Here is a 24,034-nt window from a genome sequence, read left to right on the forward strand (position 1 = left end):
GATACAACCCTATTTCAATTCGCTAATCGATACCCAGCGACGCTGCGCAATCGACAGATCAACCGCCTCAAGTACCTCTTGGCATTTCACGCCGTCATTGAAGTTCGGTACAGGCTGACGATCTTCGGCAAGCGCCTGCATGAATTCAAGCACCTCATGCGTGAACGTATGCTCGAAGCCGATCGTATGTCCTGCCGGCCACCAAGCATCCATGTAGGCATGCGCAGGATCGGTTGCCAGTACGCGGCGGAAGCCTTGTACGTCCTCTGCATCGTCCGTGAAGTACACTTGAAGCTCGTTCATGCGCTCGAAATCGAACTTGATGCTGCCTTTGCTGCCGTTGATCTCGAAGCCGTTCGTACAACGATGTCCGGCAGCGAAGCGCGTTGCTTCGAAGCTTCCGAGCGCACCGTTCTCGAAGCGCGTCATGAACAACGTAGCATCGTCAACCGTCACTTCGCCGCGAGGACCTTCCGCGCTGCCTTTGGCGCTAAGTCCCGTCATAGCCGATGCCAATGGACGTTCCTTGATGAACGTCTCGCTCATGCCGATGACTTCGTTGAATTCGCCGACGAGGAAACGAGCCATGTCGATCAAATGCGCGCCAAGGTCGCCGTGCGATCCCGAACCGGCAATGTCCTTCTGCAGACGCCATACGAGCGGGAAGTTCGGATCGATGATCCAGTCCTGCAGGAACATCGCACGGAAGTGGAAGATCTTGCCGATGCGGCCTTCTTCAATCAGTTTCTTCGCAAGCTGTACCGCAGGCGAGAACCGGTAGTTGAAGCCAACCATATGTTTAACGCCGGCTTTCTCTGCCGCTTCGAGCATCTCGCGGGAGTCCTCGAGCGTCAGCGCAAGCGGCTTCTCGCAGAACAAGTGCTTGCCTTCCGCGGCAGCCGCAAGCGCGATCTCTTTGTGCGCGTCGCTTGGCGCATTAATATCGATGAGGTCGATATCGTCGCGCTTAACGAGTTGTCTCCAATCCGTCTCTACGCTTTCCCAGCCGAACTGCTCGCGGGCTTGCTCGACGCCTTCCGGATCGCGTCCGCAAATCGCCGCCATAACCGGCTTCACCACCGACTTCGGAAAGAACATCGGAAGCGCGCGATACGCATTGCTGTGCGCCTTGCCCATGAACTTGTAGCCAACCATACCTACACGAATTTTTTCCATTTTCATACCGCCTCTCATGAATTAAGTTGTTTCCCTTGCAATCAGGCGTACGGGCAGCAGCTCAAGCTCGCCATCCGCGCCGTCTGCCTTATATTCCGCATCCAACAATCTTGCGGCAGCCCTTCTTCCCATCTCATAAAAAGGGACCGCTACCGTCGTCAGCATCGGACTTATAATTCTAGAACTGTCCGAATCGTCATAGCCGACAAGCGAATAATGACGGCCTGTCTCATACCCTTGCTCGCGCAGCCCTTGCATTAAGCCGATCGCCATCCGGTCATTGGCTGCGAATACAGCATCAATTGCACCTTCTCCTATCGCCTTGCCGATGCGCTCAGCCAGCTCATAACCGYTCTTGCGACTATAGTTGCCTACGAATATATGATTCGCGATTACCGGCATACCTGCTTCTTGGAGCGCAAGCGCGTAGCCTTGCTGCCTATCCGTACTATTCGAGTATTGCTCCGGCCCGTTCAGAAATGCGATTTTGCTTCGTCCGCGCTCTATCAGGTGATTCACCGCAGCTATGCTTCCCGCAATATGATCAGAATCGACTGTTGCATATGATTCCTCGTCATATCGCTGATTAACCAAGCAGAACGGATATCCCTCACGCTTCAATTCCGCGAGCGCAGCCCGCTCCTCTGGCACGTTCTCCGAGCCAAGCACGATGCATGCGTCAATCTTCTGCGTACGGAACAGCTTGGCATAGTCTCTCTCCCCGCCGTATTCTCTGAAAATAAGCAGCAGATCGTAACCGCAGCGCTTAGCCGTCTCGCCGATTCCGCTTAATATTTCCGAGAAATAGTAAGTGGAGAACAGATGCACCTTCGGCACGAATGGCAGAATGACGCCAATGTTGCCGCTCTTCCTTCTTGCGAACTGCTGGGCCAGCGCATTCGGCACATAACCGATCTCCGCCGCGGCTCGCAGCACCCGTTCGCGGGTCTCCTCTTTCATAGGTCCAACATTGTTAAGGACACGAGATACGGTCGCCTCCGAGACGCCGGCCAGCTTCGCTACTTCTTTCCTGCTAATGATCGCTAGCCTCCCGTAAACTCATTTTTGCTGTAAAATTTTATTAATGTACACGCGTACATTATGGCATGAAAACGGTTTATCGTCAATAAACTTATTGGCTTAATTTTATCCGTCGTCTTAATAGACATAAAAAATAACCGCCGGGTTAATCACCCCAGCGGTCTCTTATGCCTGTTAGCCGCGCAGCCTTGAAACGAGCTCCAACTGCCGCTCCGAAAGCTCTCCCGCGTTATAGTCCGCGAATTCGAACGGCTCTGCGAAACTAACCTTTTCCGCATCGTCCACGCCGTAATCCCTCTTAAGCGCCGGTTGCATTTCATCCGATACCCGGAAGAACGTCGACCAGCCTTCCAATATAAACTGCCTCTTCCCTTCCCAATCCTGCGGCACCGGCTTCGCCATCCCCTGCTCGAACGGCGCGAACTCATAGAATTGCGTGGCATGCGCATGACAAGCCAACAGCTTCTTCTCAAGCGCTGAGCCGATATCGACGACGATATCCGCTTTGTACGATGCGCGCATGGAGTAATCCGGCATTAGCAGGAACAGCGGCGGTTCATCCAAGCAAGGCGTATCGGGAACGATATTCGGCACTTTGGCTACGAATGCGGAAGCGTCGGCTACGACCCGTCCCGCATATCGATTGTCGGTATGAGTCCCTCCTTCCGGATGAAAGGCAATGACGATGTCCGCCTTCCAGGAACGAATGCGCCGAATGACGGCTTCCCTCAGCTCCAAAGTCGGAAGAAGCGATCCGTCATGGTTGCCCAGAATCTCATACTCCGCCACGCCTAAATACCTTGCGGCCTCTATCGCTTCGGATGCTCTGCGCCCAGCAAGCGCTTCGCCTGACATCTCGTAGTGTCCCGCATCCCCATTGGTCAAAGAGAGATACTTCACCTGATGGCCCCTCTCGGCCAACAAAGCCGTCGTGCCGCCTGCGTAAATTTCGGGTTCATCCGGATGCGCGGCAATGATAATAACTCGAATAACGTCCTTCACACGCTAGCCTCCTCCGCCAACTTATCAATAAATAAGCGGACTCGCTCTCCTGTTTCGCCCGAATTGTATGAGGCCAGCTCGAATGGTTCCGCATACTGAAATCCGCTTGCCCTCTGCTCCCCGTACAATTCCACAAGCGAAGGCGTCATCTCTCCCGAAACGTGAAGAAAATCCGCTATGTCTCTCAGCAGCCACTGCCGTCTACCTTCCCAGGCCGCGGGCACATCATCCAATCTTCCTTTCGTCCATGGCTGATATTCGAAAAACTGAGATTCATGCGCACCGCAGCCAAGCAGCTTGCTCTCGAGCACGCCGTCGATTCCGACAACGACATCCGCGCGATATCTCTTCTTCATGGAATAGTCCGGCATAATCAAATAAAGCGGCGGCTTATCTAAGCTTCTTGTATCCGGCACGACGTTCTTAACCAATGAGACGAAAGCAGCTGCATCACTTACCGCCTTGCCTGCATAGCGATTGTCCGCATGGGCGCCCCCTTCCGGATGGAATGTTATAACGACATCCGCCTCCCACTCCCGAATCTGCTTAATAATGGCGTTGCGCAGCTCAAGCGTCGGCAGCAATGATCCGTCATGGTTATCTAGAATCTCGTATTCAGCAATCCCTAAGGCCGCTTGCGCCTTCTTCGCCTCTTCTGCCCGGCGTTGCACGAGCTCCTCGCCCGACATTTCGAAATGTCCTCCGTCCCCGTTCGTCAACGACAGAAACTTCACCGCATGTCCGCGCCTTGCGAGAAGCGCCGACGTGCCCCCGGCATACTTCTCTCCTTCGTCAGGATGCGCGAATATGACGATTACTTTCAATGATTCAGCCATTCATTACAGCTCCCCTCAAATTCGACCTATAATCGCTCGGAGTAACGCCTACTTCCTTTTTGAATACCGTAAAAAACGTACTTCTCGACTGGAAGCCGGACTCGGCAGCAATCTCGGCGATCGTCTTGTCCGTCTGCACGAGCAAATATTTGACGAGCTGTATGCGTTCATTCAGAATGTAGCCTGCTACCGTAATTCCCGTTCGTTCTTTGAAGAGGGTGCGGGCGTAATTGACCGATAACGAGACATGGTTAGCCATTTCATCGATCGTCAACATCGGATTGTGAATGTTCACCTTCAAGTAATGGAGCATTTCCTCCACGCGCTCGTCGCGCCTCTCACCCGTCCGCCGCTCGTATAAGCTGACTATAATGGCCTCCGTCTCGCCCTTCAGCTTCTCCATCGCTTCATCCAGCGTGTTGAATCGTTCCAGTTCCGCTCGGATGCCGTTCATGCCGGATGAATTCATTACTTTCCCGAAAGCTTTGTACAAATGATAGATGAGGAACGTCAGCTGCAGCTTGCATTCGTCGTAAGACATTTGGCGCAGCCTGCTTCCCGCTTCGTCCAACAGCCGCATCGCCTTATCGGTCTGACCGAGACGTATGGAGTCGATAAGCCCCGGCGGTATCGCTTCATCCGTTAACGGTATCATGCTTGTCGCCTCATGCTCGTAATCCGTTTCCTGGTATATTCGGCTGTTCCCATCGATGAAGCTAAGCGTTGCAAGCTGGAACGCTTTGTCGTAAACAAGCTTCAAGTTGCAATCCGGCTGATGCAAATCGCTTAAACCAACGGTTAGATTAAGCTTGAGCCATTTCTGCACACTTTCGTTAATTTCTACGAAATAGAATCGAAGGTCTTTCATTTCGTCCTCGGCGTGAACGCCAACGAGAAAGACGAGATGATTGCCGCCGAAATCGACGCTTTCAACCTTCCATGCCTTATGCGCAGCAACGCTTTCGCTTGCAATATTAACGATCATGCTCTTAAGCGTTTTGCGGGAGGAGAAATCATGTTTCTCCGATAACGCCATATACGAATCAATTCTGCATACGGCCAGAACGATGTACGGATAGTCCAAGATCGTACTTACTTCCTGCAGCCGTTTGCGCGCAGCGTCCTCCAGCCTGCCCTCGTTCACCCACTCGCGCAGGTCATCTTCCTTCAGCCTTAGCCGCCCGTCTTGAACGGATTGATTCAACTGCTCGATCTTCTCCGAGAGTATGCCGAACCCTTGTTGAATCTGATGAACTTCAGCTTTCGGCAGCAGCCTTCTTCGCCAGCCGCCCTCGGCGGCCATTTCGAACATGCTGGATACTTGCCTTGCCAGCAAGCTGACGGGACGATGGTATTTTCGCGCGTTCCAGAACAAAATCGCAATTAACAATAGCAGCAGCCCTAAGAACGAATACAAAATTTTATGTTTGAACGATTCCACATTGCGGAACCAATCGTCCATCCTCGCCGAGTAATAAATCGTCCAGTCTTCGATTCCCGCCAGGTCGTAGGATACGATCCACTTGCTGCCTTGGACGCTCGTTCTGAACGTCTCTTTATGTTGCAGTTTCCTCTGCTCGCGCAGTTGATCGTGCAGCGCCTCGTCCGACTGACCGATGATGGAATCGCCGTTGCCGTCCGCAACGTGAATGAATACGCCGCTATCCTTATTCAGCTGAAGCATGGATTTCTGTATAGCATCGTCATTCAGCCTTATGACCAAGAAGCTCCTAGGCGTATTTTTCTCCAGCCCGAACGGCAGCGAGATGGCGAGTCCTTCCCGGCCTTCGAACAACAGCTTCGTTATGCGGAAATAGTTCGGCGAATCGCCTTGAACGAGCCTTTCCATCGCTTCCTGCATGGTCTCGTTAGCCGGCAGCATGCCGGTCTGATAGTCGAATGCTCGCCCTAGATTCGTATTATACAAAATGACAGATTCGATATATGGCTCGTTGACTAGCCTTTTCTTCAGCAGTTGCACCATGGCGTTGAGCGCGAACGGATTCTCTTCCCGCAATTGGATCCACGTCCGAATTTCCGGTTCTTCGTACAGACTCAGCGTAACCCGCTTGAGCCGATCGAAGGTGAATAACAGATTTTCTTTCGTCTGCTCCAGCTTATAGCGGTCATTGCGTTCGAGCTCCTGCGAAGCGTAATCGGAATATTGGTTCGACAGGTAGAAGGAGAAGGGGATGACGGCCGCGCTAAACAAAATAACCAAAATAAGAAAGACGTGCAGATAAGCCTCCGCTTGGATATATTTACGCATCGCTTTGTCCCTTCTCCCTCTGTTCGTCTGGACGTTATTTTTTCAAGAAAGCGTCAATTTGCTTTTGTCCTTCTTCTTGAATTTTTTTGAGCGCCGGTCCGGCTTTTTCCGCGAATTCCTTCCAGTACGTGTCGAGATCGACCGCTCCATTGTAGATCGGAAGCAAATACTGGTTCTCCAGCGCGTAAAATTGGGACAGCTCGTTCTGGACGGCGCTCGTATCGAAGTTAAAGCCCGTCAGAACATCAACCGTGAAGTTGTCCGCATTCATAATGAAACGGTTAAGATCGATAGCCGCCGGCTCTTGGTTGGCATCAAGACGGTCGAATTTCGGATTCCATATCCAATCGTAAGGGAACCATGGATATTTATCCGGCGTCAGCATCTTGTATTGCTGATCCCCTGCGTCTTCCCAGTTTACACCCTCGATTCCATAGGCGAGAAGATCATAATTTTCCTGAGAGGCGTTCGCCCAGTCGAGAAATTGGATCGCTTCTTTTTTGTGCTTGCTCGATTTCGGAACGGTCATGAAATTCCACTGCTTGAACGTTGACGAATTTTTTCCCACCGTCGGGTCGAACAGCGTATACGATTCAAGCTCCGAGCCAGGCAAGTTAGCCAGCAGCTTCTTCGCCAGGTCCGCCTTCAAGCCGAAGTCCGTCGCTAAATAAACCGCCGTAGGATGAGTCGTCACCCAATTGTCCGGATCCTTGATCGCCATGACGTCGGGATTAATAATTTTGTCCTGGTACAGCTTGCGGGCATTCTCGATCGCGCTCCAAATGACCGGGCTCGGGTCGTCCAGCATATTTCGGATAACAGGCGAATTCGGTGCCCGGTACAAAATAAAATCAGTCAGCATAGGCGTCATCATAACGTCCGTCCCTTGCGCTAAGCGGAAATGCACTTCAGACATCGGGATTTGCGTCTGCGGGGTCATCGGAATGATGTCCGGGAACTGCTCCTTTACTTTTCTGGCGAAAGCGACAATGTCATCGTACGATTGCATCGGCTGCAGACCGAGCTTTTCCCTCAAATCTTTCCGAATGTAATAGGTCGTAGGCTTATAAAAGGAATTGCCTAGCGGAATCGCGAGTATTTGGCCGTTGATTTTGTTGGCATCCCACATTTGCTGCGGGCGTGCCGCTAATATGTTTTTACCGTATTCGTTAAGCAAGTCCTCGAGCGGTTCATAGTAACCCGCCGAAGCCATGCTGTCGAGATGCATCCATGGCGCTTCGAACATCAAGTCGACCTGTTCGCCGCTCGTGAGCATAATTTGCGTTTTTTGATGAATATCCGACCAGGAGGAGAAGATCACATCGAGCTTCACGTTGAGCGTGCCTTTTATTCTATTCTCGATTTCCGCGATTACCTTATCCATGTCGGCAGGCCGGTCGCCGGGCATGACGATCTTAAGCGTCACGGGCTCCGAGGAAACCTTCTGTCCGTTTTCTCCGTTATCGGACTTCTCCCCGGTATTGCCCGAGCATGCCGCTGCGAGCAATGCGGTAATTAGCAGCATCGCGCTAAGTTTAAGCCATTTTTTCATATCGATAACCTCCACGGGGATCTCCCGACAATGTATTAACCTTTCACCGAACCTATCGTCAAACCCTTTACGAAGTACTTCTGAATATAAGGATACAGGAACACGATCGGACCGATCGTCAAGCAGACCGTCGCCAGCCGCACGCCTTGATTCGGCAAGCCGCCTCCGTATGCGCCGGGACTGCCCTGAATGTAGGACAAAATGTTTAAGTTGGAAATGAGCTGCCGAATCATGAGCTGCAGCGGCTGAAGCTTATAATTATCGACGAACAGCAGCGCCAGCCACCAATCATTCCAGTAGAAGATCGCATAGAACAAGCTGATCGTTGCGATCGCCGGTATCGATATCGGCCACATGATTCGGAAGAAGATCCGGTAATCGCCCGCTCCGTCTATAACGGCCGATTCATAGATTTCAAACGGCAGCGTGCGGAAGAATGAAACCAATATGAACGTATAGAACGGATTGATGAGCGACGGCAAAATCATGGACCATATGCTGTCCTTAAGTCCCAGCCATACCGAAATAACGATATAGAAGCCGACAAGACCCGTACCGAACAAAATCGTAAAATACGTAAAAAAAGCGAGATGGTTTTTGTACTTTACTTTGGGATGGGCTAGCACGTAGGCGAACATCGCCGTGATGAGCACGGCAAGCACGGTCCCTACCACCGTAACGAAGAGCGTAACACCGTAACTATAATAAATTTGATTGCCTGTAAGTAAATAACGGTAAGCGTCGAGAGACCATTTGCTCGGGAGCAGGCTGAAGCCGTGCAGCCCAAGCACGCTTTCGGAGGCGAATGAGTTAACGATAACGAGCCAAAACGGAATAAATGAAAACAACGCAAACGACGTAACCGTCAAATATACGATAGCTATGATTAGTTTGTCGGAGGCACCTGTGTGTTTAATGGAGCTTAACATGACGTATAGCCCTCCTCCCTTCTAGAAAATGCTCGAATCCTTGTCTATCTTCCGCACGATCCAATTGAATACGCATATCGTCACCAGCCCGAGCACGGACTGATACAGTCCGATCGACGATGACATGCCGAAGTTGCCTAACTGGCGCAGAGCGCGGTACGCATACGTGTCGATGACGTCCGTCGTCTCGTACAGAACGCCGTTGTCGCCGACGAGTCCGAAGATCATGCCGAAATCCCCGTAGAAGATACGGCCGATCGCAAGCAGCGTAAGCACGATGATCGTCGGTCGAAGCAGCGGCAGCGTAATATACCTTATGCGCTGCAGTCTCGTGGCCCCGTCCATTTGCGCGCTTTCGTAGTAGTCCGGCGAAATGCCTGTTATAGCCGCCAAATAAATAACAGCCTGATAACCTGCCGTCTTCCATACGCTTATTACCGTTAAGATCGCCGGCCAATAGTGCGGCATGTTGTACCAGGACACCGCATCCAAGCCAAGCTCCTTCAAGGATCGGTTGATTAATCCATCCGAAGTATTGAGCAGGGAGAACAGCATCATGCTTACGACCATCCACGATACGAAGAACGGAAGAAACGCCATCGACTGCGTGATTCGCTTGAATACGGCCTGCCGGATCTCGTTAAGAAAAATAGCGAGCATGACAGAAATAACAAGCCCGAACGTAATGAACAGCGCATTTAGGAAAAGAGTGTTGAACGTCACGCGCAGCCAATCGCTTCCCCCGAAAAAGAACTTGAAATTATCGAGTCCCGTCCATGGGCTGCCCCAAATCCCGTCAAAGTAATTGTAGTTTTTGAACGCGATTACGTGTCCGAACATCGGTAAATAAAAGAAAATAACGAGCACCAGCAAACCCGGAACCGCGAGCGAATACAAGACGCGATTACGTATAATCTCTCGAAACGCCATTTGGTTTCACCCCCTTCACAACGTTATGATAACGTCATGTTGAGGTCACAATATAGTCTCCGATTCAATGATTCGGTTCAGATTTCATGGATTTTGGTACAACTCGTCCTAAATACGTCATTTTTTCTAACATAAAACTAACATGATATTCCACCTACCGCAATTTGAATATAAAAAAAAGCATCCCTTCATGGGATGCTTGTCATGTATTTATAGATCGTTTAAGGAGCTGTTTCCAAAAACTTCGAAGTCGGGTTTTTGTCCATCGCCGTGCGCATCGCGTATTCGTTCTCGAAGAGGACAACGTAGTTGCCTTTCTTGTCCTTCACGAGCGTCGTGTTAATGCGGAACTTGGACGGATCGATGTTGTCGTCGATAATCCAACGCGCGAACTGGAACGGCATCCGATGCAATTGAATGTCTACGCCATACTCCGCGCGCATCCGATGCTCGAATACCTCGAATTGCAAATGTCCGACTACGCCCAGAATGGTCTCGTCGAAGCCGCCCGTCGAATGGAACACTTGAATCGTGCCTTCCTCCGTCAGCTGATCGATACCCTTCTGATATTGCTTATGCTTCAGCGCGTTCTTCACCGTTACCTTGGAGAAAATCTCCGGCGAGAACGTCGGCAGCTCATCGAACTCAATCTCCGAGCCTTGCGACAGCGAGTCGCCGATGCGGAAGATGCCCGGATCGAACAAGCCGATAATGTCGCCCGGATAAGCGGTGTTGACAATATCGCGGTCCTGCGCGAGGAATTGCTGCGGCTGCGACAGCTTGATGTCTTTGCCGTTGCGCACATGGCGAACGCTCATGCCGCGCTCGAAACGCCCCGAGCAAATACGCAGAAACGCGATCCGGTCGCGGTGAGCAGGGTTCATATTCGCTTGAATCTTGAACACATAACCGCTGAACTTCTCATTCGTAGGCTCGACGATGCCCGTCGTACTATTGCGCGACGTCGGCTTCGGAGCCAGCTGCAGGAAGTTCTCCAGGAACGTCTGCACGCCGAAGTTGTTAACGGCACTTCCGAAGAAGACAGGCGTCAGCTCGCCGCGCTGCACTTTCTCGTAATCGAACGGATCGCCAGCGACGTCAAGAAGCTCTAAGTCTTGAATAAGCTGATCGGTCAGGTAGTCGCCAGCCATCTCGCGAATGACCGGATCATTGTAATCGCCGACCTTCTTGACCTCGATTGTTGAATGATCATTGCCTTGGAACAGCTCGACCTGCGTTTTTGTACGGTCGTAGACACCGCATAGCTCACGCCCCATACCGATTGGCCAGTTCATTGGCACAGATCGAATACCAAGCACCCGCTCCAGCTCCTCCATGAGCTCGAACGGACTTTGCCCTTCGCGGTCCAGCTTGTTAATGAAGGTGAAGATCGGAATACCGCGCTTGCGGCATACTTGGAACAGCTTGATCGTCTGCGCCTCGACGCCTTTGGCGACGTCGATCAACATGACCGCACTGTCGGCTGCCGTAAGCGTCCGGTACGTGTCTTCACTAAAATCTTGGTGACCGGGAGTATCGAGAATGTTAATTCGATGTCCAAGGTAATCGAACTGCATCACGCTGGACGTAACGGAGATACCGCGCTGCTTCTCGATTTCCATCCAGTCGGACGTTGCATGGCGGCTTGCTTTCCGCGCCTTAACGCTGCCCGCTTCCCGTATGGCTCCCCCGAATAAGAGGAGCTTTTCGGTCAAAGTTGTTTTACCGGCGTCAGGGTGGGAAATGATTGCGAATGTACGCCGTTTGTCCACTTCTTGTTGTATTTCATCGCTTAACGTTTTACTCATGCTTGCCTTCCCTTCATTATGTGTCGCTACGGCAGCAGTAAAACGGTTTACTTGCCGCTGTTCGACACCCAAATCACATTATCTTCCTCTTGGCCGTTAACCGGCCACCAGCGGAAACCTTCCTCTGCTAGCAACTGATCTGCCGCTTCCGGTCCCCACGAGCCTGCCGGGTAGTGTTTCAAGTCGCCCTTCTCCTCGCGCCATGCTTGCGCGATCTTATCGACGAACGTCCAAGCTTGGGATACTTCATCCCAACGCGTGAAGTAAGTGGAATCACCTCGAACCGCATCGTGAATCAAGCGCTCGTACGCCTCTGGCGTATTGATGCCGATCTGGCAGCTTTGGCAGAACTCCATAGCAACAGGCTGAACGGAATTGTTCTCGCCCGGCGTCTTCGCATTTACTTTAATATATATGCCCTCAAGCGGGTTAACGCGAATAACGAGCAGGTTCGGCGCTAGATCATGACGCTGCGCGAACAGAACGTTCTGCGGCATCGACTTGAACTCGATAACGACTTCCGTTGTTTTCACCGGGAGACGTTTGCCCGTTCTAATATAGAACGGAACGCCGGCCCAGCGGAAGTTGTCGACGAATACTTTCGCCGCGAAATACGTTTCCGTCGTCGATTCCTCGCCAACCGAATCTTCCTCGCGGTAACCTGGCAACTCCTTGCCTTTCATCGAGCCCGCGCTGTATTGGCCGCGAACCACGTTCGCGCGCACATCGTCGCTGGATGCATATTCGCGCAACGAGCGAAGCACTTTCACTTTCTCGTCGCGAATATCTTCGCCATGCAAGCGGCTAGGCGGCTCCATCGCGATCATCGTCAGCATTTGGAGCATATGGTTCTGACCCATATCGCGCAATGCGCCGGATTTATCGTAGTAACCGCCGCGCTCTTCGACGCCAACCGTTTCGGACAACGTAATTTGAACGTTGGCAATATGGTTATTGTTCCACAACGGCTCGAAAAATGCGTTCGCGAAGCGGATCACTTGAATATTTTGCACCATCTCTTTGCCGAGATAGTGATCGATGCGATAAATCTCTTCTTCCTTGAACACTTGGCTGATTTGCTCGTTCAGCTTCTGCGCCGAAGGCTGATCGTAGCCGAAAGGCTTCTCGATCACAACGCGATGCCAGCCCTTCGATTCCAGCAGACCTCCATCGCGAAGATTGAACGAAACCGGACCGAACAACGACGGCGCCAGCGCCAAGTAGAATAAACGGTTGCCTGGAATGTTGAATTTCGCATCCAGTCCTTCCGACAAACGGCTTAGCTCGCGGAAGCCTTCCACATTGTTAATGTCCAGCGACATGTATACGAAATGCTCGGCGAACTTGCTCCACAGCTCCGCATCGTCTGCTTTGTAACGGCAGAATTCAACGATCGATTCATATAGGTCTTCACGGAATTGCTCATTCGTCCGAGGGCGGCGCGCAAGACCTACCACTGCAAAGTTCTCGGACAGCTTGCCTTCTTTATATAAACTGAATAGCGCCGGGAACAGCTTGCGCCGTGCCAGGTCACCGGTTGCTCCGAACAGATAGTATACGGCCCCTTCTGAGGAGACAGATTCAACAGCATTATTGTATGTCATTGGTCCCATTCTTTCCTATGAATTTTTATACAGCATCTAAAGTAGTTTATCATATGTAACATCAATCCGCTATTCGACAGCTCATAAAAATTACTAATAAGAAGCGTAAATTGTTCTGATCAATCCGCGCTCCCGTGCCGTTTCATTCGTTGCCTATACTGTAGTCGCCGGTAATAACAGGTACGCCAACGACTAACTCCAGTTTTTGCTCTTCCGTGCTGCGATGAACCGCGATCTGGAGGTTGGCCCGATGCCCGTTATCGACAATAACCTCATTTTTCAATTTGGCTGTGAAAAAAGTATCACTAACCGTTCCACCATCGACATAGGAATCAACCTGCTTAGCTGCGGCAAGACGAGAAATTCGGTCAAGCGCGTCGCTGTTTCCCGTGAACCCTTTCACATTCATACTGTTTTCATATTCGTCCGTGAATACTTCTACCTCTGAAGATACGGCATCCGCTGCCCGTATTAACTCGTGTTTCGTTAATTGCACGCCCCCAGATTCGCTCGCCTGCTCCGATTCATAGAGCAGCATGATCTGCTCTTTTTCAACGGTTGAAGCAATTAAGGATAGTGTCACTTTACCTCCGTAATTCGGCAGCACGCCCATAACAGACCTCCCGTTCTGGTCTGCCGTTCTGCCCGACGGATTGCCTGCCGCGTCCGTGAACAGCGCACGCTCAAGCGAAGCCATCGTACCGTCCCGAGCCGTTAGGTTCCACCTTATCGTCCACGTTGCTCCTCCCGATCCGCCAATCATGTCAGCATCGCTCATGTCCCATAGCGAGCCTAGATCGTCCAGCAGCATCTGCCGGGCAGGAGCCACTCTCGTCTGATGCTGCGCTTGCCAGATCGCCCACAACGAGCAAATAAGCAGTACCAAGATTGCAACTCGCTTGCCTCCCTTTCGCTTATTCGCATGTTTCACCTTCGTCAGGCTGGGATTCCTATTACTGTTGCTGGCTGGCTGATAGCTTTCATACGCTGCTAGCATGTTCACTAACCTCCATTATCGCTTGATAGCTTCCACAAACGGAATCGTTGCTTTCACTTTTCGGCCTAATCTAGGTAAACAACCATGCGCTTTCGCCCGTAGGTGAATATAATGCTTATTAATTCTTATGTTTCTACAAAAGTAATGGGAGGTATCATCGGCTAATGGAACCGATATATCCGATTCGCGAAGATGTCGTGCATCAATTCTGCGGGATGCCCGTATGCGTTATTATGCAAGACGGAATTCGCCATGTAGGCATACTTAGCTCCTGCAAAGGCGGCAAGCTCACGTTAAACGGGGAGACAGGCGAACCTGACGGCAACGAAGCCATTGTATCGAAGACGCCAGCGCAGACCGCGAAGAAGAAGGGCAAGAAAGGATCGAAGCAAGAAGCCGTCACACAGCAAACTGTCCAAACACAGGCCTATCCTTATGATCCCTATTATTATGAACCTCCAAGATATAATCCATGGGGTGCGGCATTCGCGATTGATTTAGCCCTCATCGCCTTCTTGTTCTTGCTCATCTAAGCTGCGGCAGCCGTCCATCATGGGCGGCTTTCTTGGAACACTGCGAAATCAACTTCGGAATGATTCAGATCCTTCTTTAAACGTTTATTGTTTATATAAGCTTGCCCAACTTATTTGACATAGACGCAACATTTACCTCCTTACAAATTCCGCCAGTATTTGCATATTCGATCCTGTATACTGACAACAAATTGACAAGAGAGGGAGTGAAACGATCATGAGAATCAACGAGAGCATGCGCTCCATTAGAGGTATTGAGAGGTCATCTGCGTATACGAGGATTGCGCCAACGAGCCGATACGGCGCATACCCATATCGGGAGGGCGAGCCCCAGCTTCCGCCGCAATCATCGAATGAGGATTGGAGCCGCGAGCTTCGAAGAGCGGCGGGCAGCGCCGCGGAATGGCAGCAACTCGCGAAGCAAGCGCTAGCCGTAGTCGATCGTTTGATCGCAAATTTGGAACGCGAGCGGCGGCATCCTTCTGCTAACCCCTCTCCGCGTGATAAAGAGCTCGAACAGCTTGCGGCACATATGAATGCGCTTCGTACAAGCTATGCCAGCAATGCCGAATATTTAAGACCCGAGGCTTGGTTTCCTATCGAGCAGGCACTGCGTCAGTTCGATGAGTTCAGCCCTCAGAAGCTGATCGATACCCGCTCCTTAAGGAATCTTAGTTCAGCGCTGGCTTCCTCCTCCGAACAACCTGTATMGGAGCTGATTCGCATATCGCCTCACCCTTCATTGCCATATGCAGCCTATTACAGCTCTGCGCAATCGTATTGGCCCTTGCCAGTGGTTGGCGCGCTAATGAACCGCTATTATTAGTTTAATTCAGCAAGCAGCAATCCCCTACAGCCCCGCCATTCCTGCCAGTTGTATGATACACTGACACTGTAAGCATATCACCGAACCCCGCGCAGGAGGCTGTAATGATCAACACTCATCGGGCACAACTTATCATCCAAATCGTCGGATACAAAAATACCGGCAAAACCACGATGGTTTGCCGGTTAACGGAATTGTTCAAGCAAGCAGGTTATGTTGTCGGCACCATCAAGCATGATGCCCATCATTTTCAAATGGATACGCCGGGTACAGATACATGGAAGCATCAGCAAGCCGGTGCGGATATTACCGCCATATCTTCCCTTGAGGGAACAGCCATACTCAAATCACATTCAGAGCCGTTAGAGCAGCTCATCGCGCAAATGCCCGAAGCCGATGTCATCTTGATTGAAGGGTTCAAGCTTGCCTCTTATCCGAAGCTCGTGCTCCTGCGAACGCCGGATGATCTTCCGCTTCTAGAGCTTTCTTCGATTATCGGCATTGCGGCATGGCCGGAAGCATCCGCATTAATTGACGGCAATCGCCTTCACGTACCTCTCTTCGACATCGATCAGATTGAACTTTTATTTCAATTCATACTACAAAAATATAAATAACCTGTTACCTATAATTTAATCAGCAATCCCTTGCTTATGCGCATATATAGCTGCTTGCGTTCGATCGTCCACTTCCAGCTTATTAAAGATGTTCGTAATATGGAACTTAACGGTCTTCACCCCGATGAACAGCTCATCGGCAATCTCCTGATTGGACAACCCTTGCGCCACGCGCTTAAGGACATCCATCTCCCGCTCCGTCAGCTCCTCGTACAGCGGCGCTTGCTCCTGCTGCTTCGGCTGGCGGAATCGATTCATCATCTTCGCCGCAACTTGCGACTCCAATACCGACTGGCCCCGTGCCGCAGCGCGAATCGCATCGGCGATCTCGTTCGCACGCGATGTCTTCAATAAGTAGCTGAATGCGCCTGCTTCAATGACCGGATACAGCTTGCTGTCATCCAAGTAACTCGTAAGCACGATAACCTTGCACTCTGGATACAGCTCCAGCAGCTTCGCTGTCGTCTCCACGCCGTCCATGCCGTCCATAACAAGATCCATCAACACAACGTCAGGCTTATAAGCCTGGGCTAGCCGAATCCCATCCATCCCGTTGCTCGCTTCACCAACAACCTCAATTCCATCCTCTGTATCAAGCACAGCCGCAAGGCCGATACGCACCATCTCGTGATCATCCACAAGAAGCACCTTGATCGGCTGGCTCAATTGCTCAACTGCCTCCATACTCACACCACCTTTATCTCTCTAAAATATATACATGACTTGCCCCTGCTTGCAACCGTAACTTTTTTTATTGTCAAAATCGTACTCCAGCGGTTAAGCTGGCACCCAAATGAGGATATGCGTCCCTTCGCCGGTTCTCGAAGTCATCTTAAGCGAACCGCCAAGCTCATTCACCCGCTCCTCCATCGTGAGCAGCCCATAGGACGTCTGCTTCTTTGCTTCCAGATCGAAGCCTATGCCGCTGTCGCTGATGCTCATCTGCACGCCGCCGTCACTGCGCAGCAGTCTAATATCCATACGTTCCGCCTTCGAATGGCGAAGCGTATTCGATAGCGCCTCCTGCGCAATGCGGAATAAGTGATCCTCCGCTTGCGGATTCAGCACAATCGACTCATCGACCTCGAGCGTAATCGCGATTGGCACTTTCTGCAGCAATTCATCTACAAGCGCGGATAGCGCTTGTCCTAGGTTTTTGCCGTCCAGATGGACGGGCCGCAGATGAAGCAGCAAAGCTCTCATCTCGGACTGGGCTACCGCTGCCATCTCCTCGATCAGCTGTACCTGACGCTTGGCGCGACTCCAATCGCGCTCGATCGTACGGCTCACAGCTGTCGCCGTCATCGAGATGGCGAACAGCTGCTGGCTTACCGCATCGTGAAGCTCGCGGGCCAGCCGCTGCCGCTCCTCGATAACGGCGGAGAACTTGACCTTCGCCGTCCACGCCGGATCGGGCTGAGCCTGCTCGCTCATCTCGCGTGTCGCTTGCTCTTCATTATCGAGCGTCACATTAAACCGGCGCTTCATCTGCTGCTCAGTAAGCCTCTTGAGCGCTTCCTTCAGCTTCGAATTTTGCAAATAACCGTTAATCGCTGCCGCCGCCAGCGCCACTCCGATTATAATAAGACCGATAATTGCCCACTTGCCATGAAGGGTGAACAGCTCTACATAACCAATCCCTTGCAGCATAATAACAACTAAGCTGACTATGATGAGAAGCCACAGTATAGTCTCCGTTATTTTCCGCTTGCGGGCTGTATGATGGGTATCGTTACTGTTGCTTGGCTTCTCTCGCTCCATTCAGCTCACATCCTCTATGTAACAGTATATCCTTTCACGCATACAAGCAAGAAGAGCAGACCGTTATGATACGGTCCGCTTCTTCTTACTCGAAGATGAATCCTATTCTTCTGTTTCTTCCTTCGTCAGGCTTGGTGCGCTAGTTGCGCCGAGCTTAGCTTTCAATGCTTCAAGCTGCTCGTCAACCTTATGCTTCTTCTCGAGATCAGCTGCAGTTACAGTAAGCGTCTGGCCGCTAGCGCCATATGGAGTACGAAGCACGTCAGCTTCCGCTTCCAGTTGCAAAATCTTCTCTTCCATCCGGTAGAAGCCGCGTGATGCTGTACCGCTGTCAATCGTATGGTTGGAAGCAAGCTGAGCCATTTGCTTCTGAGCTTTCGCTACTTGAGCACGGGACGCAAGCTCATTGCGCTTGTTGCGAAGCTGGTAGAACTCATCCTTCATCGTATGAAGCTGTTGCATCAAGCCGTCCGCTTGCGTTTTCGCTTGTGCATGAAGTTCTGTGTATTCGCYAACCTTTTGGTCGAAGTACAGCTTCTCTTCAAGCAGCTTGCGGGCAAGCTCCTCTTGACCTGCGCGAAGCGCGGCCTCTGCTTTCGATTCGCGGTCGCCTACGTTGCGGATCGTTTCTTCGAGACGCTGCTTCATGCGGCGCTCATTCGCCATTTGCTTCGCAACCGTTACTTCTGCTTGATGAATCTCGGATTCCATATCACGCAGGTATTGGTTAAGCATAATAACCGGATCTTCTATTTTATCAAGCGCCTCGTTTACTGTTGCCTTCGTCATATCTTTCATGCGTTTGAAAATTCCCATTTTGTTATTCTCCCTTCTCGTATTTAGCTAGTTTGGCTTTCAGTTCATCAATTTCGCGACGGAGCGCTTTTTTCTCCAAATCATCCATCATGCTATCGAACTGCGAGTTAGGCGCAGGTGCAACATTAGGTTGCGGGCCGTTCCATGCTCCCGGCTGTTGCGGCTGGTTTTTGTATGGACCGCCGTAGCTTGGGGGCGTGCCGAATGGAGCGTTGCCGTTTCCGCCGAAGTTATTATTGAATCCGCCTTGATTATAGTTGCCTTGGCCTACGCCGCCGCCATAACCGTTATTGAAACCATGCGGGCCGTAATCCGAGTAGATCGGCGGCTCTTTCGGTACGACGAGCACTGCGATCAAGTAGATCAGAATCGGTGCGCCGCCTGACAAGATCGTCACAACAACTAGCAGAATCCGCAATAGTGTCGCATCGACATTAAGCATTCTTGCTAATCCGCCGCATAGGCCGAAGAGCATTTTCTCCTGTCTCGATCGGTACAGTTTTTTCAAGACGTCCAACCTTCCTTCTCAAGCTTCCGTTTTAATTGCTGAAGCTCCCTTTCTATAACGGACTGAACCGTGCTGCCCGCTTCGGATAGGAACTCCTGTCCCATTCTGCGAACATCGCGCAAGCTCTTTGCTTCCTGCTCCATATCGCTAATGCGATCTTCCAGCCTTCTGAACACGGCGCCCGGCTGTACGCCTTGCTCGCCGTAAGCGCCGGCGTACCGGCTGTTCATCCGTTGCTGAAGTCTTAGCGACTCCATCCGCGCAGCGTAATATTCACGCTTGTCATATACCGTCTGATACTCGCTTCGCATCTGGCGAAGCTGCTCTTCAAGATCGATTGTATTTTGTCTGCTTTGCTCGAACAGCTCACGATACTGATTCGAGCGCTCTTCGCAGCTCGCTTTCTCATGCAACGCAATTCGTGCAAGCTGTTCCTCGCCAGCTTTCAGTGCAGTCAGAGCTTGCTGTTCGCGCCGCTCCTTCTGTTGCTCGGCTTGCAGCCACTGTGCCTTTAGGTGGTTGCTATGGCCAGCGTATTGCTGGTAAAGCTTCTCTGCTTGAATAATGTCTTCCCGCGTCGACCATAGGAACTGATCAATCAATCGAACCGGGTCTTCCGATTTCTCTAATCTTTCATTCAAGGTAGCGACTGTGATGTCGCGTACGCGCTTCATAATGCTCATCTATTGCACCCTCCTATCTATGATCATCGCTATCTATTAATAGCCGTGTCTGCTTTTCTTAACCATCGATACGCCCCATGCGATCGCGCCGATCGCCAGGAGGAGCATCAGGATGCCGCCCAGTTTGCCTAGAAGCATAAGTCCGCCGATTGCAGCAAGTACACCGCCGATAATTTTCTTCCCGTTCACCCAGCCTAGAATACCGAAGCCGATTAGAATGAATGGAAGCAGGAGACCGAGTATCGCTCCGAAGTTGATGCCGATAAACTTAAGTATTGCAATCCCGCCGACCGCCACGAGCAGGACGCCTAATGCGCTTTTTCCGTTCATAGCTTAGTTCACCTCTTTCTACGATTTTTTTTGGTTTGTTTCTTTGTTTCTTTTGCYGCATTTGTATTGCTCTTGCCTATGTACTTAGTTTAGGTTTTTTTTCAATTGGTTAAAACGGACTTTCGGCGGTTTCTGAACTAGACCTTAGTCGAGTAAGCTGCCCGTCCTAAGGTGAAACAAGCCGTAATAACAACAATAGCCGACGCAGCGCTGTACGCTGGTCGGCTATTGTCTACTCTATTATTTGCCTGCTAGGAATGCATCGAATTGCGTTTGTTTCTCTGTAATGATCTTGTCAATGCCTGCAGCCTTCAACTTCGAGCTGTACTCAGGAAGTACTTTGTCGACGTCTACAGAGCCTGTTTCAAGCGCAGTCAAGTATTCCGCATCCACGTTGACGATTGCAGCAACTTCTGCTTTGACCGGTTCGCTGTTGAATACGAAGCCAAGACCTTTGGATACTTTAGAGCCTTTATTGAACTCTGCGAATTGTGCCCATTTGTCTGGAGCTTCCGATTCCCACACATAGTTCAGGAATTGGTTGCCGAGCATCCATGCAGCGCCAGGAGCGTAGGAAGCCGCATTAGCAGCAGGTTTAATAATTTCGTCGCTTACTTTGTCATAGTGATCGCCTTCAATACCGAAGTTAATCAGGTTATTCAAGACTTTGTCCGTGTGCAGGAGGCTGATGAACATCATTGCGCGTTCTGGATCTTCAGAAGTCGTCGAGATAGCAAGCATCGCGCCAGCCGTTTCCGAAGTTGCCGTCGTTTTCTCGTTAAGCGCAACTTGAGCTAACTTGCCAGTCATGCCGAGTTGGTTTTCCATCTCTGCAGCTTTGCCTGGTTTCAAGGAGTTAGGTACCGCAAAATAGTTGCCGGATTTGATTGCATCGTTCGTGCTTGTTTGGTTCGTTGCAGCGTCGGAGTTGATGTAGCCCTTCTTGAAGAAGTCGCGTGTCAGCTTCAATGTATCAACGTAACGCGGCAGGTCATAGTTCGGAACCACTTTTGTATCGTCGGCATCCTTCAAGATCAAGCCTGGGATTGACGTGTCGCCGAGAGCGTCGTAGTTGCCGATATAATGGGAGTTGAATGTTTCGCCTTCTTTGAAGTAGATTGGCGTCATGCCCGGTTTCTTTTCTTTCACCGTAGCGAATACAGCGTCTAGATCAGCGATTGTTTTTACTTGCGACATGTCGATTCCCAGCTCTTCAGCTACGTCTTTGCGGTAAACGATACCGCCTTGCGCCGCTAGCTCTTTGTTCGTCGGAATGGCGTAGTTTTTGCCATTGATCTTCGAACCTTCGATATATGCCGGATCAAGACCGCTCACAACTGCTTGACCTGCTGGCGTTTGGAGAAGGTCAGCCAAATCTTTGAAGGCGCCTTTCTCTACGTTGATAGCATATTTCTGCCATTGCGCAGTGAAGATGACGTCAACTTTCTCGCGGGATGCGATCATCATGTTCAGCTTATCTTCCCATGGACCCCAGTCGATAGCAATGATGTCCAGCTTAGCGTTGATTTTCTCAGTCAAATATTTGCTTGCAGCTTCTTCGATCTTTGCTTCGTCCTTCTGTGGAAGGCCAGTATACACCAGCTTAATCGTATACGGTTTCAAATCAGTTGCAGGTTCTTTAGCCGGTTCTGTCGCTTCCGGCGCGTTCGTAGCTTCAGCAGGTTTATTCGTGCTCGTGTTGCTTCCTTCTTTTGCATTGTTGCCCGAACAAGCGGTAAACACAAGTGTCGCAGCAAGCATAAGAATCAATACGCTCAGCACATTTTTTCTCACTTTCAACATAGAGCCTTGACCTCCCCAAAATGATGGATATATGCTAATCCGGCTTTATGCCGGCTGTAGCCGAACTTAGACCCCGATTAACCTTTCACAGCGCCAACCGTCAAGCCTTTAACAAAATACTTTTGGAAGAACGGATAAGCGAATACGATAGGGCCGATACCGACGATCGCCATGGCCATACGCACCGTTTCGTTCGGATACTGCACGTTACCGCCAGCAGCCGCAATCTGTGCAGCAGCCGTACTGTTGTTGGCTAGAAACTGAATGTTCATCAGCATCTTGTACATGAGATATTGAATGCTCAGCGTCTTGTCGTCACTTATGAACACCAAGCTTAGAAACCAATCATTCCAGTAGTTAAGCGTACTGAACAGAGCTACAGTTGCCAGGACGGGCAGCGACAACGGCAATACGATTTGGAAAAAGATTCTCATTTCTCCCGCTCCGTCGATCTTCGCCGATTCGAGCACTGCCGTGGGAATCGTCGTCTGGAAAAATGTCCGGATAATGATAACGAAGAAAGCGGACACTAAGAGCGGCAATACAAGCGCCCAAATGTTGTTGCGAAGTCCAAGCATATTGACATAGACGAGGTACCACGGCACAAGACCGCCGTTGAAAAGCATCGTCAAGAAGATGAAGAATGTGAAAAACTTGCGCTGCGGAAAATCCGTCCGCGAGATTGGATACGCGTAAAGCGCCATAATAATGAGTGCGCCGACTGTTCCTGCCACCGTTACGAAGATCGTAACCCCGTAGGACCTCACAATTTGCTGCCAGTCCTTCAACAAATACTCATAGGCGGTGAACTCGATGTTTTTCGGGAAAAAGGTGTAGCCTAACGTGAGCACATCCTGCTCGTTGGATAATGATACCATCACAATCAGCACGATAGGCACTATACAACAGATTGAATACAGGGTAAAGAAAATATTTATGATGGCATTAGGGATAGCTCCGATTTGATTGAACGGATTAGGAGCTTTCGCTGATTTGTCTGCTAATGCGGTGGCTTCCATATGTCTCCTCCTCAATGTTTGCGCGGCAAACATTTTTCGTAAGCGTAAAGTCTAGAACAGTGCTTTGTCCGCATCGATGCGGCGAACGATCCAGTTGGATACGAAGACGAGTACGAATCCGACAACGGATTGGTACAAGCCGGCTGCTGACGATAGTCCAACATCCCCCAGAGCCAGAAACGTTCGATAGACATAGGTGTCGATAACGTTCGTTACCGAGAATAGCGGACCAGACTCACGCGGTACCTGATAGAACAGTCCAAAGTCGGCGTAGAAGATACGGCCGATTTGCAGCATCGTCATAACAACCATCATCGGTGCGAGCAGAGGTATTGTAATGCTTCTGATCTGCTGCCATTTGCTGGCTCCATCGATCGTTGCAGCCTCGTAGTATTCGTCATCGAAGCCGATGACCGCCGCCAAGTAGATTACCGCATAGTAGCCAACGTTCTTCCATGTATTAACGAGTGGCAGCAGATACGGCCATATTTCCTTTTGGAAATACCATTGCACCGGCTCAAGCCCCAACCCCTTCAGAATCGTCGTGTTGATGAAGCCATGCGAATCATGCAGGAAGCCGTAAACCAAGTAGCTAATGACGATCATGGACAAGAAGTACKGTAGGAACAATATCGTTTGGTGAACCTTAGCGAAAAATTTGTTGCGCATCTCATTAAGGAATATAGCGAATGCGACCGGTATGATCAGATTCAAAATGATAAAGACAACGTTGTACAAGATTGTGTTCCTCGTTATTATCCAAGCGTCGCTCGTTTTGAACAAATAATGAAAGTTCTCAAAGCCGACCCAGGGACTCTTCAAAAGCCCCACTTCGTAATTGACATGCTTGAATGCGATAGCCGCACCGAGCATCGGAATGTAGTTGTTCACAATTAGAAATACGACACCGGGCAACATCATTAAGTAGAACGCCCAATATTTCTTCATGTTTTTGACGAGTGCCATACGTTTCCTCCCCTTGCCTCTCTTTCTT

At 50.7% G+C, this 24,034-nt stretch carries 23 protein-coding genes; 3 read left to right on the forward strand and 20 right to left on the reverse strand.

The features are described 5' to 3' along the window. Positions 1 to 9 precede the first annotated feature (9 nt). From AB4Z33_RS19215 to AB4Z33_RS19265, 11 genes are all read right to left on the reverse strand, one after another. Positions 10 to 1,176 (reverse strand): Gfo/Idh/MocA family protein, encoded by a 1,167-nt coding sequence (locus AB4Z33_RS19215; RefSeq protein WP_442051464.1) that lies wholly within the window; start codon positions 1,174 to 1,176, stop codon positions 10 to 12. A 21-nt stretch (positions 1,177 to 1,197) separates the two neighbouring features. Further along, positions 1,198 to 2,217 (reverse strand): LacI family DNA-binding transcriptional regulator, encoded by a 1,020-nt coding sequence (locus AB4Z33_RS19220; RefSeq protein WP_442051491.1) that lies wholly within the window; start codon positions 2,215 to 2,217, stop codon positions 1,198 to 1,200. Between the two features lie 174 nt (positions 2,218 to 2,391). Next, entirely contained in the window at positions 2,392 to 3,219 is an 828-nt protein-coding gene (locus tag AB4Z33_RS19225; RefSeq protein WP_442051465.1) for a PIG-L deacetylase family protein, read from the reverse strand. Beyond that, a complete protein-coding gene (locus AB4Z33_RS19230) occupies positions 3,216 to 4,055 on the reverse strand; it encodes a PIG-L deacetylase family protein (RefSeq protein WP_442051466.1) in 840 nt (279 codons plus the stop codon). The genes AB4Z33_RS19225 and AB4Z33_RS19230 overlap by 4 nt, the downstream gene beginning before the upstream one ends. Next, entirely contained in the window at positions 4,048 to 6,324 is a 2,277-nt protein-coding gene (locus tag AB4Z33_RS19235) for a helix-turn-helix domain-containing protein (RefSeq protein WP_442051467.1), read from the reverse strand. Before AB4Z33_RS19235 ends, AB4Z33_RS19230 begins: the two co-directional genes overlap by 8 nt. Before the next feature lie 34 nt (positions 6,325 to 6,358). Beyond that, entirely contained in the window at positions 6,359 to 7,876 is a 1,518-nt protein-coding gene (locus tag AB4Z33_RS19240) for an extracellular solute-binding protein (RefSeq protein WP_442051468.1), read from the reverse strand. A gap of 35 nt (positions 7,877 to 7,911) precedes the next feature. Continuing rightward, the gene (locus AB4Z33_RS19245) at positions 7,912 to 8,805 is read right to left on the reverse strand and encodes a carbohydrate ABC transporter permease (protein WP_442051469.1); all 894 of its coding nucleotides are present in this window, start codon (positions 8,803 to 8,805) and stop codon (positions 7,912 to 7,914) included. Positions 8,806 to 8,826: 21 nt separating this feature from the next. Beyond that, positions 8,827 to 9,735 carry an ABC transporter permease gene (locus AB4Z33_RS19250; protein WP_337102737.1) on the reverse strand — a complete coding sequence of 303 codons (909 nt, stop codon included), beginning with the start codon at positions 9,733 to 9,735 and terminating at the stop codon, positions 8,827 to 8,829. Positions 9,736 to 9,956: 221 nt separating this feature from the next. After that, positions 9,957 to 11,543 carry a peptide chain release factor 3 gene (locus tag AB4Z33_RS19255; RefSeq protein WP_442051470.1) on the reverse strand — a complete coding sequence of 529 codons (1,587 nt, stop codon included), beginning with the start codon at positions 11,541 to 11,543 and terminating at the stop codon, positions 9,957 to 9,959. 47 nt (positions 11,544 to 11,590) lie between these two features. Then, a complete protein-coding gene (gene zwf, locus AB4Z33_RS19260) occupies positions 11,591 to 13,147 on the reverse strand; it encodes a glucose-6-phosphate dehydrogenase (RefSeq protein ID WP_442051471.1) in 1,557 nt (518 codons plus the stop codon). Positions 13,148 to 13,289: 142 nt separating this feature from the next. Beyond that, entirely contained in the window at positions 13,290 to 14,144 is an 855-nt protein-coding gene (locus tag AB4Z33_RS19265; RefSeq protein ID WP_442051472.1) for a YwmB family TATA-box binding protein, read from the reverse strand. A 164-nt stretch (positions 14,145 to 14,308) separates the two neighbouring features. Here AB4Z33_RS19265 and AB4Z33_RS19270 point away from each other — a divergent pair, with 164 nt between their 5' ends. The 3 genes from AB4Z33_RS19270 (at position 14,309) to mobB (ending at position 16,120) form a co-directional block, all read left to right on the forward strand. After that, complete coding sequence (locus tag AB4Z33_RS19270; protein WP_442051473.1) at positions 14,309 to 14,677, forward strand: hypothetical protein; 369 nt, start codon at positions 14,309 to 14,311, stop codon at positions 14,675 to 14,677. Between the two features lie 217 nt (positions 14,678 to 14,894). Next, a complete protein-coding gene (locus AB4Z33_RS19275) occupies positions 14,895 to 15,503 on the forward strand; it encodes a hypothetical protein (RefSeq protein ID WP_442051474.1) in 609 nt (202 codons plus the stop codon). Between the two features lie 104 nt (positions 15,504 to 15,607). After that, entirely contained in the window at positions 15,608 to 16,120 is a 513-nt protein-coding gene (mobB, locus tag AB4Z33_RS19280) for a molybdopterin-guanine dinucleotide biosynthesis protein B (RefSeq protein WP_442051475.1), read from the forward strand. A 15-nt stretch (positions 16,121 to 16,135) separates the two neighbouring features. Here mobB and AB4Z33_RS19285 read toward each other — a convergent pair whose 3' ends face one another. The 9 genes from AB4Z33_RS19285 to AB4Z33_RS19325 all read right to left on the reverse strand — a co-directional run bounded on the left by AB4Z33_RS19285 (position 16,136) and on the right by AB4Z33_RS19325 (position 24,006). Continuing rightward, on the reverse strand, positions 16,136 to 16,804 hold the full coding sequence (locus tag AB4Z33_RS19285) for a response regulator transcription factor (RefSeq protein WP_442051476.1): 669 nt from the start codon (positions 16,802 to 16,804) through the stop codon (positions 16,136 to 16,138). 93 nt (positions 16,805 to 16,897) lie between these two features. Beyond that, positions 16,898 to 17,881 (reverse strand): sensor histidine kinase, encoded by a 984-nt coding sequence (locus AB4Z33_RS19290; protein WP_442051477.1) that lies wholly within the window; start codon positions 17,879 to 17,881, stop codon positions 16,898 to 16,900. A 102-nt stretch (positions 17,882 to 17,983) separates the two neighbouring features. Beyond that, positions 17,984 to 18,697 carry a PspA/IM30 family protein gene (locus AB4Z33_RS19295; protein WP_442051478.1) on the reverse strand — a complete coding sequence of 238 codons (714 nt, stop codon included), beginning with the start codon at positions 18,695 to 18,697 and terminating at the stop codon, positions 17,984 to 17,986. Between the two features lie 4 nt (positions 18,698 to 18,701). After that, the gene (locus AB4Z33_RS19300) at positions 18,702 to 19,205 is read right to left on the reverse strand and encodes a PspC domain-containing protein (RefSeq protein ID WP_442051479.1); all 504 of its coding nucleotides are present in this window, start codon (positions 19,203 to 19,205) and stop codon (positions 18,702 to 18,704) included. Continuing rightward, the gene (locus AB4Z33_RS19305; RefSeq protein ID WP_337102726.1) at positions 19,202 to 19,888 is read right to left on the reverse strand and encodes a PspA/IM30 family protein; all 687 of its coding nucleotides are present in this window, start codon (positions 19,886 to 19,888) and stop codon (positions 19,202 to 19,204) included. The genes AB4Z33_RS19300 and AB4Z33_RS19305 overlap by 4 nt, the downstream gene beginning before the upstream one ends. A gap of 36 nt (positions 19,889 to 19,924) precedes the next feature. Further along, positions 19,925 to 20,218 (reverse strand): LiaF transmembrane domain-containing protein, encoded by a 294-nt coding sequence (locus AB4Z33_RS19310; protein ID WP_442051480.1) that lies wholly within the window; start codon positions 20,216 to 20,218, stop codon positions 19,925 to 19,927. A gap of 240 nt (positions 20,219 to 20,458) precedes the next feature. Beyond that, the gene (locus tag AB4Z33_RS19315) at positions 20,459 to 22,021 is read right to left on the reverse strand and encodes an ABC transporter substrate-binding protein (RefSeq protein WP_442051481.1); all 1,563 of its coding nucleotides are present in this window, start codon (positions 22,019 to 22,021) and stop codon (positions 20,459 to 20,461) included. Between the two features lie 77 nt (positions 22,022 to 22,098). Continuing rightward, positions 22,099 to 23,040 carry a carbohydrate ABC transporter permease gene (locus tag AB4Z33_RS19320; protein WP_442051482.1) on the reverse strand — a complete coding sequence of 314 codons (942 nt, stop codon included), beginning with the start codon at positions 23,038 to 23,040 and terminating at the stop codon, positions 22,099 to 22,101. Positions 23,041 to 23,091: 51 nt separating this feature from the next. Then, entirely contained in the window at positions 23,092 to 24,006 is a 915-nt protein-coding gene (locus AB4Z33_RS19325; protein WP_442051483.1) for an ABC transporter permease, read from the reverse strand. Between the last annotated feature and the right edge of the window lie 28 nt (positions 24,007 to 24,034).

The organism is Paenibacillus sp. 2TAB19 (assembly GCF_052115185.1).
Lineage (GTDB): Bacteria > Bacillota > Bacilli > Paenibacillales > Paenibacillaceae > Pristimantibacillus.

Coding starts and splice junctions, on each gene's coding strand:
- AB4Z33_RS19285 (WP_442051476.1), bottom strand. CDS start 16,804: ATGGAGGCAGTTGAGCAATTGAGCCAGCCGATCAAGGTGCTTCTTGTG.
- AB4Z33_RS19250 (WP_337102737.1), bottom strand. CDS start 9,735: ATGGCGTTTCGAGAGATTATACGTAATCGCGTCTTGTATTCGCTCGCG.
- AB4Z33_RS19315 (WP_442051481.1), bottom strand. CDS start 22,021: ATGTTGAAAGTGAGAAAAAATGTGCTGAGCGTATTGATTCTTATGCTT.
- AB4Z33_RS19290 (WP_442051477.1), bottom strand. CDS start 17,881: ATGGAGCGAGAGAAGCCAAGCAACAGTAACGATACCCATCATACAGCC.
- zwf (WP_442051471.1), bottom strand. CDS start 13,147: ATGACATACAATAATGCTGTTGAATCTGTCTCCTCAGAAGGGGCCGTA.
- AB4Z33_RS19310 (WP_442051480.1), bottom strand. CDS start 20,218: ATGAACGGAAAAAGCGCATTAGGCGTCCTGCTCGTGGCGGTCGGCGGG.
- AB4Z33_RS19270 (WP_442051473.1), top strand. CDS start 14,309: ATGGAACCGATATATCCGATTCGCGAAGATGTCGTGCATCAATTCTGC.
- AB4Z33_RS19230 (WP_442051466.1), bottom strand. CDS start 4,055: ATGGCTGAATCATTGAAAGTAATCGTCATATTCGCGCATCCTGACGAA.
- AB4Z33_RS19305 (WP_337102726.1), bottom strand. CDS start 19,888: ATGAGCATTATGAAGCGCGTACGCGACATCACAGTCGCTACCTTGAAT.
- AB4Z33_RS19245 (WP_442051469.1), bottom strand. CDS start 8,805: ATGTTAAGCTCCATTAAACACACAGGTGCCTCCGACAAACTAATCATA.
- mobB (WP_442051475.1), top strand. CDS start 15,608: ATGATCAACACTCATCGGGCACAACTTATCATCCAAATCGTCGGATAC.
- AB4Z33_RS19235 (WP_442051467.1), bottom strand. CDS start 6,324: ATGCGTAAATATATCCAAGCGGAGGCTTATCTGCACGTCTTTCTTATT.
- AB4Z33_RS19240 (WP_442051468.1), bottom strand. CDS start 7,876: ATGAAAAAATGGCTTAAACTTAGCGCGATGCTGCTAATTACCGCATTG.
- AB4Z33_RS19320 (WP_442051482.1), bottom strand. CDS start 23,040: ATGGAAGCCACCGCATTAGCAGACAAATCAGCGAAAGCTCCTAATCCG.
- AB4Z33_RS19255 (WP_442051470.1), bottom strand. CDS start 11,543: ATGAGTAAAACGTTAAGCGATGAAATACAACAAGAAGTGGACAAACGG.
- AB4Z33_RS19265 (WP_442051472.1), bottom strand. CDS start 14,144: ATGCTAGCAGCGTATGAAAGCTATCAGCCAGCCAGCAACAGTAATAGG.
- AB4Z33_RS19215 (WP_442051464.1), bottom strand. CDS start 1,176: ATGGAAAAAATTCGTGTAGGTATGGTTGGCTACAAGTTCATGGGCAAG.